The organism is Candidatus Nitrotoga sp. AM1P (assembly GCF_013168275.1).
Taxonomy (GTDB): Bacteria; Pseudomonadota; Gammaproteobacteria; order Burkholderiales; family Gallionellaceae; genus Nitrotoga.
This window is the reverse complement of sequence record NZ_AP019547.1, coordinates 1,161,989-1,174,269: the sequence shown is the minus strand read 5'-3', so window position 1 is coordinate 1,174,269 and position 12,281 is coordinate 1,161,989. Positions and strand designations below refer to the sequence as shown.

General features: G+C 45.0%; 15 protein-coding genes and 1 pseudogene. 2 read left to right on the top strand and 14 right to left on the bottom strand.

What is annotated here, in order from left to right:
• Nucleotides 1-341: 341 nt before the first annotated feature.
• On the top strand, nucleotides 342-686 hold the full coding sequence (locus W01_RS05255) for a DUF3135 domain-containing protein (RefSeq protein WP_173052710.1): 345 nt from the start codon (nucleotides 342-344) through the stop codon (nucleotides 684-686).
• A 199-nt stretch (nucleotides 687-885) separates the two neighbouring features.
• Here W01_RS05255 and W01_RS05250 read toward each other — a convergent pair whose 3' ends face one another.
• From W01_RS05250 to W01_RS05185, 14 genes and pseudogenes are all read right to left on the bottom strand, one after another.
• Nucleotides 886-1,599: an SIMPL domain-containing protein gene (locus W01_RS05250; protein WP_173052708.1), complete on the bottom strand. Its 714-nt coding sequence runs from the start codon at nucleotides 1,597-1,599 to the stop codon at nucleotides 886-888.
• 276 nt (nucleotides 1,600-1,875) lie between these two features.
• Entirely contained in the window at nucleotides 1,876-2,013 is a 138-nt protein-coding gene (locus W01_RS14660) for a PEP-CTERM sorting domain-containing protein (protein WP_173052706.1), read from the bottom strand.
• Between the two features lie 1,242 nt (nucleotides 2,014-3,255).
• Nucleotides 3,256-3,891, bottom strand: coding sequence for a DUF799 domain-containing protein (locus W01_RS05240; RefSeq protein WP_173052704.1), 636 nt, complete (start codon nucleotides 3,889-3,891; stop codon nucleotides 3,256-3,258).
• Complete coding sequence (locus tag W01_RS05235) at nucleotides 3,888-4,256, bottom strand: DUF4810 domain-containing protein (RefSeq protein ID WP_173052702.1); 369 nt, start codon at nucleotides 4,254-4,256, stop codon at nucleotides 3,888-3,890. The genes W01_RS05240 and W01_RS05235 overlap by 4 nt, the downstream gene beginning before the upstream one ends.
• Before the next feature lie 7 nt (nucleotides 4,257-4,263).
• Nucleotides 4,264-4,599 carry a hypothetical protein gene (locus tag W01_RS05230; protein ID WP_173052700.1) on the bottom strand — a complete coding sequence of 112 codons (336 nt, stop codon included), beginning with the start codon at nucleotides 4,597-4,599 and terminating at the stop codon, nucleotides 4,264-4,266.
• Nucleotides 4,599-5,603, bottom strand: a complete 1,005-nt coding sequence (locus tag W01_RS05225; protein ID WP_173052698.1) for a CsgG/HfaB family protein — start codon at nucleotides 5,601-5,603, stop codon at nucleotides 4,599-4,601. The genes W01_RS05230 and W01_RS05225 overlap by 1 nt, the downstream gene beginning before the upstream one ends.
• A gap of 201 nt (nucleotides 5,604-5,804) precedes the next feature.
• Nucleotides 5,805-7,055, bottom strand: coding sequence for an ISL3 family transposase (locus W01_RS05220; RefSeq protein ID WP_173052696.1), 1,251 nt, complete (start codon nucleotides 7,053-7,055; stop codon nucleotides 5,805-5,807).
• Nucleotides 7,056-7,323: 268 nt separating this feature from the next.
• On the bottom strand, nucleotides 7,324-7,473 hold the full coding sequence (locus W01_RS05215; protein WP_173052694.1) for a hypothetical protein: 150 nt from the start codon (nucleotides 7,471-7,473) through the stop codon (nucleotides 7,324-7,326).
• A gap of 22 nt (nucleotides 7,474-7,495) precedes the next feature.
• Nucleotides 7,496-7,669, bottom strand: coding sequence for a hypothetical protein (locus W01_RS05210; RefSeq protein WP_173052692.1), 174 nt, complete (start codon nucleotides 7,667-7,669; stop codon nucleotides 7,496-7,498).
• A 198-nt stretch (nucleotides 7,670-7,867) separates the two neighbouring features.
• On the bottom strand, nucleotides 7,868-8,068 hold the full coding sequence (locus tag W01_RS05205) for a hypothetical protein (RefSeq protein ID WP_173052690.1): 201 nt from the start codon (nucleotides 8,066-8,068) through the stop codon (nucleotides 7,868-7,870).
• A gap of 37 nt (nucleotides 8,069-8,105) precedes the next feature.
• Nucleotides 8,106-8,465: a hypothetical protein gene (locus W01_RS05200; RefSeq protein ID WP_173052688.1), complete on the bottom strand. Its 360-nt coding sequence runs from the start codon at nucleotides 8,463-8,465 to the stop codon at nucleotides 8,106-8,108.
• A 319-nt stretch (nucleotides 8,466-8,784) separates the two neighbouring features.
• Nucleotides 8,785-9,189 carry a hypothetical protein gene (locus W01_RS05195; RefSeq protein WP_173052686.1) on the bottom strand — a complete coding sequence of 135 codons (405 nt, stop codon included), beginning with the start codon at nucleotides 9,187-9,189 and terminating at the stop codon, nucleotides 8,785-8,787.
• Nucleotides 9,190-9,404: 215 nt separating this feature from the next.
• Nucleotides 9,405-10,360: pseudogene (locus W01_RS05190) on the bottom strand (IS1595 family transposase).
• Between the two features lie 473 nt (nucleotides 10,361-10,833).
• Entirely contained in the window at nucleotides 10,834-11,457 is a 624-nt protein-coding gene (locus W01_RS05185) for an outer membrane beta-barrel protein (protein WP_173052684.1), read from the bottom strand.
• A 322-nt stretch (nucleotides 11,458-11,779) separates the two neighbouring features.
• On the opposite strand from W01_RS05185, the gene W01_RS05180 reads away from it, so the two are divergent.
• Complete coding sequence (locus tag W01_RS05180) at nucleotides 11,780-12,118, top strand: hypothetical protein (RefSeq protein ID WP_173052682.1); 339 nt, start codon at nucleotides 11,780-11,782, stop codon at nucleotides 12,116-12,118.
• Nucleotides 12,119-12,281 lie beyond the last annotated feature (163 nt).

The window sequence follows — 12,281 nt, the reverse complement described above, 5'->3', positions numbered from 1 at the left end:
AGAGTGATCCCGGACAACCAACCAGATACATGACCATGTTGTTATCAGGCCCCTGTTTCCTACTCACGCTTTGGCTTTAACCCAATTCAAACAATACTCTCCCGTATGGGTCGCCATGGGTCATGGCTGTTGCGCCGATTTATCTGTTTTAGCAGATTGACGATCTTTTGTAATCCAGCTTTGAAGTGTTCGTTAAATCACGCCACAATCGCGTTTTTTTACCTGCCATCCTGTGGAATGGTATTTCAGTCGAGCTTTTTTTATCGTTTTCGCTAATTTCCTTCTAAGGGCCTATCCCTACGGGTGTGTGGAACACTAAAGGCAGTTGAATCAGCCACTTAATGGATAATTTCGATTTCGATGATTGGGCAAGGCTGGCGAGAACAGCTCCAGATGACTTTGAGTTGCAACGTCGTGCTGTTATCGAAATTCAAATCTCCAGTAGTGACAATGTTTTCCGTCTGCGAGGATTGCAATGCCGTATTGACATGGAAAGGATGCGTGCTCACACCCCGCTGAAATCGTGTTTGCGACTATCAACCTTGATGTGGGATGCGTTTGTAGATTTAAATGGGTCATTGAACACCTTTATGGGAAATGATTGCAGATCAACAAACGTATCATCTCATTCTGCGAGAAGTGCAGAAATTATCCCTCTGGCAACTAAATACAAACCACACGAATGAAACGTCGACCATTGCTTTCTAGCCGAAACTGTTAAGGCAGTGGGGTTGGTAACTAATGCCAGCAGCTGAGTAACAATGAATCATGGGTTCGTTCAAAGAGGGAAGTATGCCATACCTCGGCACTTATTGAGTCCAGGCTGTTTGCCTGTCAGGGCTCTGAGCGCCCTGTAGCGAAATTTATAACTGCCACGTGTAACGCTTAATCTGACAGAAAATAATCAACAGTGGACACTACTCTTATCTTTTTGATGTGGGGAGTGCTGCTGTCTCTATCTGAAATCGTGAATTGACCCTGGTTGGCGCTCTTAATTTTACCGAGCTTACTATTCGAATCAGCTGCGAATTGCTCAGCAATATGGCGCGCATTCCTTGTGGCTTCTTCCACCATAGATGGTTTAACGTCGTTTAGCTTAGTAAACAGGTATTCCGTTTTCTGTTCGTATTCTTCCCCGCCGAAGGCGATTCCCTTTTTTCCCAGCTCACCCAGGTTGTTTTTGGCGGACCGAGCAAGATCGATTTTAGTGGTGTAGACAGCAATGGTTTGCTTAGCAGTGTAGCGTAGACTCACATTTTGACCGCCGTAATTCTGCGCGAGCTTATCTGTTATTACGGGAGCCGCAATAGTGATTTCGGAAGGTGAGAAACCCGCCGCTTCCAGAAATTTTGAGACTTGTTTAGCATGTGTCTCCATCGACACATAAAGAACGCTCAGATCATTGCCAGCTGTAGTAAATCGAATCGGCCATGCAGCGATATCAGCTGGAACTTCCCGCTCAGAAAGTCCTTTAACGGAAACACTCCGATCATACGACTTAAATTTAAGTGCACTTTCTCCGAGGATATATCCAGCCACGATCAATCCAATACACAGCAGCGCGCCAAGCGTAAATGATGATTTCAGTTCGTTCGTCATATTAGATTTCTTTAAGCTCCAGTTGCGGTTTAATCGGGATAGAAAGGAGCATCGCCTCTCTCTCATTCGTACACTGAGGATATGTGAAGGAAACCGACAGTAGTGGATACTGAATTGAGGTGGAGCGCGTATCAAGCCAACATCAGTTGTTGCACTTCGAACTTGAATCCGCCCACTCTAAACTTGCTCCCCACTGTCTTATAAACCTTGCCCTGATGAGTTCTTTCATTTCATTGTTAAAATGCATTTGTCGGATCAGATCGAAACTAGTTCAAATTAATTCAGATTTTTGGCTCTAACTTTACGTCTACTGAAGCCCAGTCCGGCGATACCTAATCCAAGTGACGCGATGGATGATGATTCTGGGACAGACGAGCGAACCAAGAATGACCCGACATACGGATTTTCGCGCATCCCTACCGTTCCTGGGAATGAGGACTGAACGATAACAGTAATGAGCTATTCCGGCAGTATTTCCTCAAAGGCATGGAGTGGACTGGCGTTACTGAAAAGTAAGTGCAGCGAGCGGTAGAACGACTTAACCATCGGCCACGCAAAGTGGTGGATTTTAGATTACCGCATGAAGTATTATTCAGAGCGGGGATGTGCTGTCTCAAGACTTGCTGTCGAGGATTTTAAACGTACCATCGCAACCGGCCTTTGCATCGTTAAGAAGTTTGAAGTTTATTGTAGGTAACGGCAACTCCTATACCTGCGGCATACCCGGTGTGCGTTACTGGCTTTCTTTCGCGCTCAAAATTCTTTACGCACGTATTCTTCTGCACCTGATCAATATGCGCCAAGCATAGCCGATACGCCTTGGGGGTCCTCATCGGGATTCTCCATTTGAATGCATGAGTAAAGAATTTTCGGCGAACCTAGTTCTTTGTATTTTGCATACTCTATATCAGAAAGCCCACCGGGATTGCCACAGGCTGTTAACGTTAACAATGACGCATAGGTTACTAGATTTTTTATTACGCTTCCTTATTTATCTATTGTGCCTACCCAATTTACATCCTCAACTAAAAATAAAATTTGCCGATAGAGTAATCAAGGCGATTTATTTATGTAATCGTCCATGACGATAGTCAAACAATGATATCCAACAAGATACTCAACTCATTATCGGATGGCGACTGGGAAATTCTAAGCTGATACACCCTCACAGGTTCAGGTTAATGATTTAGCTAATAAAAAAGCCCTGCATCGCTGTAAGGCTCTATATTTGGCTCCCCGACCTGGACTCGAACCAGGGACCTGCGGATTAATAGGAGCAGCCACTCAGAGAATTATGCATCCAAAGTTGAAGAATCGGAACAGAATTTTTACTGGGCATCATTCAGTTTGACGTAAACCGAACCAAGGCCGAACGTGAACCGCTCAATATTGAGTTGTTTTACTGTAATTTTGATAAAAAACAACAAATTATTAGTAGTTCTCGCCGAGCTGGCACCGAAAGTAGCACACATTTATAAAAATTTTGACTGAGCTGCCACAGAACGATCATTACGAATTAGCTGACTCAATTGACTAAAATTCTTCGCCGTACGTGGGATAAACTTGGTCTAGTAAGTACTCAGCACAATGTTGTGATTTGATCATGCTACAGAGAAGCTTAGCTTAAGATTTTTCACGCACTTAGGAAAGAACGATTCAGTTAATTGATTTTGCTGTCTTATAAGGCCCATCTGGAGGAGCGTTGGGACTTAAAAGAAACACCTCCCTATTGGCCTGCTGTGTAAGCGGCATATAATTAGGACCGGCCCTGGCAACTGCAGCGCTTATGACGGCAAAAATTAATGATCCTAAAGCAGATCCAGAACTATTGCTTTGGGGGGTATACGCCATCTTTTGTTTATCATTCCAGATATCGGTACCATCCTTGGAAACTATGCGGTACTCTAATTCGACAGTCACAGTCGTGGCGAAAATTGCGTATTGAGCATCCCACCGATGAATAGTTACATAAAGAATAGCATCAGCATCAAAAAGCTTGGCAAGGGCAGTAGGTGGTTCGTTATGAATACGGTCACCTTCATAGAGTCCTTCTTGCTCTAAGACAAATTTTGTCGTGTTGACTGGAAAAACGTAATAACCTTTTTCTGCAAGTGGCATTGGCAAAGTTGCTAGTACATAATTGGGTGCATCCACATCTAGCGATTTATTGACAATTGGAACCACAAGAATAGACCTAGGCGCAGCGGCTGTAAACGCACTCATATCTTTTTTAACTGGTTGAGTATTACATCCCGTTAATAAAAGGATAAATATCCAGGAAAAGAATCTCATATTTTTGTATCCTGAGTTGCTTTTTGTCTTCTTTCCAGATTTTGAATCATTGCCGACATTAAACCTCTACTTTCAGGCCACATATCGCGCTCTTTCTTGTACATGACGATAGCTTTAGCGGGGGCACCCGATTGTAAGTAAAGCGTTCCCAGCTCAGCATAAAGTCCTGGCGCAACTTTCTGACCATTTTTTTCCAAGAGTATCGTGTGCGTCTCAAGATTTATACGAAGTTTTTCAAGTTGAGCCGTATCTTTGTAGGCGGCATAAAGATCATTTTCGTAACCCCCCCATTGATACAGACCAGAATCTGTAGCACAGCCCGATAAAGAAATAACAAATAATGCACTCAGAAAAATACGGATCATGAATTCATCATTTCACGAGAATAGTTCGATTAACTCCATCGCCAAAGTAAAGTTTTTCCTCTACGAGTACTTGATCATTTATGTTGATACGAATTAGATGGCTACCAGAACGTATTCGTAAAGACGCTATACCTTCCCGGAATTCTCCAATCGAACCCATATCTAGACCGTCAACATAAACTTTTGCAACAAGTAATCTTTCATCAAGGATTTTGAAAGATAATTGGGGGCGCATATCGGTTACATTCTGTTTTTCAGTAGGCATCTGTGTGCAGGCAGAAATTCCCGCTATCACTAACCCAAGTATAAATAACAAACTTATTGATGATTTAAGAATTTTCATTATTGTTTACCTGTATAACGGATGATAAGTTGATCAGGCTTGTAAGCATGGGTGGATCCAGAAATTAAAGTACCCGTGGATCCCTCGTTTAATTCGCCTTCGCCAAATAACGAATCGATGCGTATTTGAGCAACCTCTTTTCCCGGAAGTAAAATCTCTGCCCCTGTTTGTGGTGACTTAACTTTCTCCCCTTTTGTTTGCACGGAGAACGTCATTCCTGGGCGAATCCCCTGACTCTTTCCTCCGCCGATGTAGATAAGATTCTCTTCAGCTTTTAAGATGTATGTCTCCCAGGGATGGCCACTCAATTCCGAAGTGAGTCGGTTAATCGCATCGGAAACGGCTTGTCGGATGGCCGCATCGTTGAGTGTCCCGTCATAGGCCGCTTGCGAACCAAATCCAAATGTAGAAGCAGTTTCAGTTGATGCCTCGCCAGAACCGGAAGCTGCAAAAAAGACATGACCATTGTTGGTATCTACCACTCGAACGTCAATTTTTGCAAATGCTACTTGCTTTTTACTTGAAGAAGCGAAGCCTGTTGCCCCCACGGTCTTGCGACCAAATTCGGTCAAAGAGCCTACGATAAGTGCATCTACACCGATCAGATTAAGTTTGTCTCCTCCAATTTCATTTTCAATTAGAACGCGATTGAGATCTGGCCGTTCAAAGACTAGGTAAGCACCGGACTCTGTGAGTGCCTTGCTCATTAAATCGGTTACTTGCTTACCTAGAGGATCATTAAATTGATCACGTAATAAAGATCGCCCATAACTGGTTTCATTTGTAATCCGGCCAAGAGCGATTTTCCGCTTGAGTGTTGGTTTAAGAGGTGTTTGAGAAATTACCGCCTGTTGAGCGGCCCTTTGAAATGCTGCTGACTGCGGTGACTCTTTTTGAACAATGGGTGGCGTCTGAATTGCACATCCTGTGGATAGTATTGCAACGATAATCGCAATGCCCCTTTTTATTGTTTTTAACTGGATTAAATCTGGACAATAGACCATGCGATTCCCATCCTTAAAAAATGTAGTTTAAAATTATTGGAGATTCAAAGTAATAGAGTAAAAAATTATATAGTAGTTTATTGATATTGGATTAATTATGGAGAATTCATAATATTGCTAGTGTCTTATTTAAATTTTTGAATTACGAATGGCGTTAGTAACTTTACCAAGACCCGAGCAGATTAGGTTATTAATAATGGTTCATCCGACTTTCCCATGGGTAGCCTGAACCGGATACAGATCAAGGCCGCCGCAATGAAAATAGATAGCGATCTTGAAATGGTCACGGTTCCTGAATCCACAGGCACGTTTTTGTACAGTTGCAATCTTTGAGTTCAACCCTTCAGCCACAGCATTGGTGATGCGATGTTTGAAATAGGTCAACACATTCGGCAAGTGCCGCGCAATCAATTTTGCCGCATCGATCATGGGCTGCAAGCGGCTGTGCGTCGCCCAGTAATACCAGCGCTTCCAGAACTTCAGCGCCCAGGCCATAGACGTGTAGCTCCACAACTTCCGCAGCACCTCTTTGAGCGCCCACGCACGGGCAGTCTTGAGCTCGCTGCTTTGCAGTTCCTTGAAGCGCTTTTTAGCTTGGTCGGCCATGTTGGACGGATTGGTCAGCCACAGGTACTTGCTCTTGACCAACGTAGTGTCCCCTTTATCCATCAGCGCTTTGTGTTCCTGCTTCCTTACCTTGTCCACCGCCTCAAGGATATGTCGCATGATGTGGAAGCGGTCAAACACCATCTTGCCATCCGCCTCCGGCACCCAGTCTCGGCAGGCGTTGATGAAGGCTGGCCACATATCGAGACTGATCGCTTCTATGCCGACGCAACGTTCTGTGCCAAAGGCTTTAAAGTAGGCGCCCAGACTTTCTTCTCGGCGCCCCTTGCCAATGTATTCCACCGTCGCTTGCCCCAAATCACAAACCAAGGTCATGTACTGATGCCCCTTAGCAATGGCTTTCTCGTCCACGCCGATCTGCTTGGGCAGTGCATATCTCTTGGCAGCACGTCCACGCAATACTGCACGCTCTGTCAGATTCCATGCTTGACCCCAGCTAATGCGCAGCAGACCGGCGGCACGTTCTATATTAGCTGCCAGCAGGACGTTCACTGCCAGCGCCTCGAACAGGTGGGTAAAGCGACTTCCTTCATCTGCCCATGGCAGGCGCGCTTGAAGTACGCCATGCTCAGGGCACGATACACGTGGCGGACTGGCATGCAGGTAGGTCATAAATTGGCAACTATCCAAGTGCCGCCAAGTGCGTTCGGCAGAATGGTCGTATACGGCATGTTCTTGTCCGCATTTCGGGCAGGAAAATCGCACTCCTTTCGCATGTTCAACATACACATCAACCTGTCCTCGCGTCATGTCCAGATCAACGCGTTCGACCCTCCACGGTTCGTTTATCCCCAGCAAGTGCCGGTGCAGCTCTTTGCTTTCCATCGCTCGTCCCCTAACCAAGTTCGAGACGATAGATTAACTTTTACCCACGCAAATGTCAGATGAACCAAAGTTGTTAAGAAAATATCAACCTGAGCAGTACAAAAATTAATGTAATGCTTGGGATTGATGCCCAATCCACTTTCTCCAGACAGAGAAAATCCACAGATCGTTAGTTGATCGTCGTGTTAGTAAGAACGTGGTATGCAGGGAGAAATGGTTGAGCGGTAAGCGAGAAAATCAGAGGTGACAGGAAACTAGCTTAGTGAGATCAGTCCGAGTACAGCCAATTAACTTCGTCAGAATTGGTTTTTGCCATAAACCCTGATTGCGCAATTACTGCATCTGCGAATGCTTCGCCAGAGATGTCCCAGGCAAGCACTACATCAATCGCGTCGAGAAGATAATTTTGGGTATTCATAATATTGCTCCTTTAGTAATGGTTATTTGTTATAGAAATAAATGAAATAAACAAAGACTGCGCCAACCACGAGAAGGGTCATGGTCGTTAGTGGGAAAAAGTAAAGCAGGATCGCTATGCCGATAACGCCAAAGCCTCTTGTTGCAGGCATGACGAAGCACAGAAGCGTGGCTACAACTAGAGCTGTAATAATCATCACGAACTCCTTTGTTGACAAAGTTGTTGAAAGGAAATCTAAAAGGGAAAGACTGCGGGAGGTTCGGCATACGGTCGGTATTGCACCTGTGCTTCGTTGCGAAGCTGAACTTCCCTTAAGTTTCTTGAGATTAGAAGAGGTGGTGTGTAGGCGCTAACGGACTTCAACTACGTCAGAAGGGTTATTTACGAGTAACGTTTAGGCATTGCTGGTACTGACTTTGGATGCAGCTTTCTTGCCCGCTACTACTAGTTTGCTGGGTATTGCTTGCTTTGGTTTGACTTCTACATTTGGTTGTTTGTCTTTGATGTTTGGGCTAACAGTAGAATCATTATCCAGCGAGGTGGCAGCAGTGGAGGCAGTACCCATAGCCTCAATCAGCGCTTTGATCTCTGTCATAAATTTAGTTGGGTCGATACGCTCATAACTACGTGACTTAATCTTTTATGGGCAGCAAGAATCCTTCCTGTTTTAATACTGCCAAGAGAAATGCAGGCGTGTTTATTGATCTGCCTTTAAAGAGTGGATATAGGGCGTTTGAGGTGATGGTCTTGTTGCTTGGAGTCCTTTCAAATAATTGCAGAATGGTGCTTAAGGGGATCCAGTCTTTGTTAAAGAAACCTCCACCGGTATTGGCATAAACCTGCAACTGGATTACGGTTTCAGTAGTGCTGGTGTTTGCTCTGTTTCCGCCATATCCGACTTGATAGGACAGTATAGATTTTCCTGTGAGTGAAGGGCATGAGGCAGCTTTCAAAACGCGTATTTCTGGATTGATGGTTGTTATAGATTTCATAGTAAAGCTCCTTTTAGGTGTTTAGACTGGGTTGTTTTGAAAATGGATAACTTATTGATTAACTACTGAGACTGATGGGACTGATTTTGAAAATGCTCCGTGATGAATACTTTGATCGACTATCTGTTACTCAGCTGTCTGTGTATTGAAAGCAAACGAAATTAAATGAAGATTTTTACAGTTAATACTGAATGGGCCTTCATATAAGATGGCTAAAAAATCGCAAAAATGATTGATGTTTAGCAGTAGAGAGAAGCGATGGAGCGGGGGTAGGGGAGGGTGCTGAAGAGGTAAGTGGAGGGAGAATGAATTACCAACTTTAGTACTGTGTCAGTTCAGGTGTAGCGTATTGGGCACACATAGCTAGTAGATTGATATTAATGCTTTCGGTCTTCGGGATGAAGATGCTTATGCCAAATCCGTCATCGTTCAGAATGAATACCATCTCGTAGCAGTTGGCATGATCTTCCAGCGCTTCAAATGAGGGTGAGAACTCAGGATCGCCGAAGCAGGCATCATCAAAATAATTGTGCAGGATAGGGCAACTGCATTTCTTCTCCAATGCGGCCACACTGTCTCCAGGCTCAACGACAATCATGTAGCCGTGCAGGTCATAGTCGTAAGCTTCGCCTGCGCATATTTCTGAGTATCTTTGTTCAACTATGCTGCGAATGTCAGGATTGGCAATGTTCTTTGCAGCAGCTGGATTGCGTAAAATAATCATGGTTTCTCCTTATTTTGGACGTAAAAAAGCCCGCTTATTTGCAGGCAGGGTTGACGGTGTAATGCAGATTGAGAGGTGTTGCGACTAATGCAGTATGGGTTGAAGGGTGTGTATGGTTACCGGTAATGGTTGGCTAATTAATTTCGTTTGAATCCGCCTTGCCAAACAAAGTACAGAACAGCTGCAGTGAGTAATATCAGCATTAATTTACCTGATTAGTTACATGCCTCAGCTGCCCGAATGGCAGCTTCAGGGCATGGGGTTGTATTCGCCGCAGCGCGAACGAGGCGCTTGAGGATGGTGCCAAGATCGAAGCGGCGGTTAAAACGGTACTGAACCTCGGCCAGGTAACGGTCTGCGTATTGACGGAAGTCGAAAGCATGGTAGGTTCCACTGATAGCTGTTTTCAGGTTGCTCAGCACGGTATTCACGGCGCGGAATGCCGGGTGTTGTGCCACTTCCCGACCCGTGCCCCCGTTCATAATAATGGCGGAGTGCGTAGCGCCGCTGGCAGCGACACCCCGAAAACATCCCAATCCGTCGGACAGCACTTGAGCGGAAGGTGCCAGCACCTTCTGGGCCCAAGCTTCGATGGCTTTCCTGGTGAACGGAATGTGGACGAAGCAGGCTACGACCGGCTTGCCGTCCTCTGTAGTCTGCACAGCCGCAACGAAGGAGGCTTTGTTTTCGGAACCTCGACCGCGCTTACCCGGGCGCTCGCCGCCCAGGTAGGAGTCGTCAATTTCGACTCGCCCTTCGAGGACACGGGAGGATTCACGCTCAGTCATGACTTGCAGCAGCTTGAGTTTCATCAGCCAGGCGGTCTTGTAGCTCACACCCAGATGGCGCATGAGTTCCAGCGCGGCAACCTTGTTTTTCGCTTGGGTCAGCAAGTGCATCGCCAGAAACCAGAGCGTCAGCGGCAGCTTAGTCGCTTGGACGATCGTACCGGCAGTGACCATCGTCTGGTAGCGGCACGCTTGGCACTGCCAGTGCTGCCTGCCGTCGTGGATGAAGGTGCTGTGATGGGTTTCTCCGCAATGCGGGCAGACAAAGCCCTCTGGCCAGCGCGACGCCAACAGCGCCGCGTGACATTGCTCCACCCTCCCGTACTGCTTCAGAAACTCAGACATCGACAGACCCTTTGAAACTGAACTCGGTTCATTGCCATGACGCATCTCCTTCGGTAGATGCGCCTATTATTCGCCCACCAGTGGCTCACCACATGAGCCTGTACGTAAAAAATTACACCCAACTGAGGCACGTAACTAATCAGGTTAATTTAAGCGTCAACGATAAAGCTGTGACCCATACTGACAATGCGCCAAGTTTGATCAGGCTGATGGCTATTGCAGCTACTATTAAGAATTTCCAAATCATGTGTTCTCCTATTTATGTTATTTGAGATTGTGCAGAAAATGAAAAAACGCCCATGGGCATGCAGACTGAGGGCGCTTTGAGAGGTGGAACTACGTTACGGAATGTTACGTTGAATGTTTTTAGATTGCCAAGGTACTAAAAAATAAATGCATCAAGGTGTAATCAGAAAATATGAGTATGACTATTGTGAAAATAAAGAAAGCGACTGAGTAGTGATGAAGACGGCAGTGCGAAGCTTTTTTGATATATCGACAACACAATAAATCAGAATTTGTATGTGATACCTGCCGACAGGAAATCTACGTCGGAGTTGACAGTGGACATTTGATTATTTACTTGCATTTCTAAACGTTCCCACTCTGCACGAATGACGAAATTGCGGGTGAAGTCATATTTCGCGCCGAGGCCGAAGTTGACACCGGTACTGAACTCTTTTGCTTGATTATCTACGCCACGAATAGAAGCCCTAGCTTTTAATTCACTTCTAATCAAACCAATCTTGCCGAATAACGAAACATTATTATAGATGGGTGTAGTGAAAGTACCTGCAAATCCCCAAGCAGTAGCACCAATAGATGCATAGACAGGAGTTATGGCAAAGCCATTATTTACAGAGTCGTGAACAGTGGCTTTGCCCAAATCAAAGTAGGTAGTTTCGACTCCCCAGTTTTTGTCGATCTGATAGCCGCCATATATCTTGTATCCAGTATCCTTGTCATCGATATTGGGCACTCTGGATGGGAAGGCTCTATACCCGGCCTCGCCGATGCTGCCGCCGACGTAGAATGTATGCTCACCCATGGCAGATACTGCTAATGCTGCGGGTATGCTAAAAACACTGCTTGCTCCCAGCAGTCCGACTGTGCAAACTATTTTTATCAGTTTCATTATTTTCCTCTCCGTTTTTAGTAGTAACGGCTATATTTTTTAAAAATTTAGGGTACATATTTAAGAGCTGACTGCGAATATTTTGTTTTGGCTAGATTGCTGTGCAAGCGTTGCTTCTGGAATCGAATTACAGAAACATTGAAGTTTGTCGATAACCTCTAGTGGTGACCTATTCTATTTATAAGTCTCTTAGGCACCTTCGCTGTTGCGTTCAAGCTATGCTGCTGGATGCGGGGGGTGTAGGCAAAGGATCGCTGTAAATCAGTACCTTATCTTGAATGGGTAATTCGTAAAGATAGTATTTTTAAAAAAGGAATATATTATGAAACATAAAGTCTTGCTTGCATCATCCGTTTTAGTTCTTTTATCCATTCAGGGCTGTGCAACAAAAACCTACGGCAGGCAAGGTTCTCTTACAAGCTACGAAAAAGATTCAATGACTTGTCGTGAATTTGATCTTGAAATTGCAAAGGTCAATGGATTTACCGAGCATGTTAACAAAGAGAGTAAGTTTAGCGGTCGTGATGTACTTGCTATCCTTGGTGATTTTGGAATTGGCAACAGTTTGGAAAAGAGTGCCGCGCTTGAAAGTGCCAATAAACGCGCAGAGCAGTTAAGAGCCCAGCGTGATGCAAAAAAATGTGCTACCAATCCAGTTTAATGAAGCAGCGTCCCGCCGTGAGTGAGAATTGGTAATGACATTTGAAGCATCAAAATAGTCATTCATGTGCTATCCAGTACGTTATCGAAGAGAGGCTATATTGAGATACGTAGCTTGGCAGTTTTTCTCTGAATTCCAGACCATCACTGCAGGGAAGAATCAC

Coding starts and splice junctions, on each gene's coding strand:
- W01_RS05255 (WP_173052710.1), top strand. CDS start 342: ATGGATAATTTCGATTTCGATGATTGGGCAAGGCTGGCGAGAACAGCT.
- W01_RS05250 (WP_173052708.1), bottom strand. CDS start 1,599: ATGACGAACGAACTGAAATCATCATTTACGCTTGGCGCGCTGCTGTGT.
- W01_RS14660 (WP_173052706.1), bottom strand. CDS start 2,013: ATGCGCGAAAATCCGTATGTCGGGTCATTCTTGGTTCGCTCGTCTGTC.
- W01_RS05240 (WP_173052704.1), bottom strand. CDS start 3,891: ATGAGATTCTTTTCCTGGATATTTATCCTTTTATTAACGGGATGTAAT.
- W01_RS05235 (WP_173052702.1), bottom strand. CDS start 4,256: ATGATCCGTATTTTTCTGAGTGCATTATTTGTTATTTCTTTATCGGGC.
- W01_RS05230 (WP_173052700.1), bottom strand. CDS start 4,599: ATGAAAATTCTTAAATCATCAATAAGTTTGTTATTTATACTTGGGTTA.
- W01_RS05225 (WP_173052698.1), bottom strand. CDS start 5,603: ATGGTCTATTGTCCAGATTTAATCCAGTTAAAAACAATAAAAAGGGGC.
- W01_RS05220 (WP_173052696.1), bottom strand. CDS start 7,055: ATGGAAAGCAAAGAGCTGCACCGGCACTTGCTGGGGATAAACGAACCG.
- W01_RS05215 (WP_173052694.1), bottom strand. CDS start 7,473: ATGAATACCCAAAATTATCTTCTCGACGCGATTGATGTAGTGCTTGCC.
- W01_RS05210 (WP_173052692.1), bottom strand. CDS start 7,669: ATGATTATTACAGCTCTAGTTGTAGCCACGCTTCTGTGCTTCGTCATG.
- W01_RS05205 (WP_173052690.1), bottom strand. CDS start 8,068: ATGACAGAGATCAAAGCGCTGATTGAGGCTATGGGTACTGCCTCCACT.
- W01_RS05200 (WP_173052688.1), bottom strand. CDS start 8,465: ATGAAATCTATAACAACCATCAATCCAGAAATACGCGTTTTGAAAGCT.
- W01_RS05195 (WP_173052686.1), bottom strand. CDS start 9,189: ATGATTATTTTACGCAATCCAGCTGCTGCAAAGAACATTGCCAATCCT.
- W01_RS05185 (WP_173052684.1), bottom strand. CDS start 11,457: ATGAAACTGATAAAAATAGTTTGCACAGTCGGACTGCTGGGAGCAAGC.
- W01_RS05180 (WP_173052682.1), top strand. CDS start 11,780: ATGAAACATAAAGTCTTGCTTGCATCATCCGTTTTAGTTCTTTTATCC.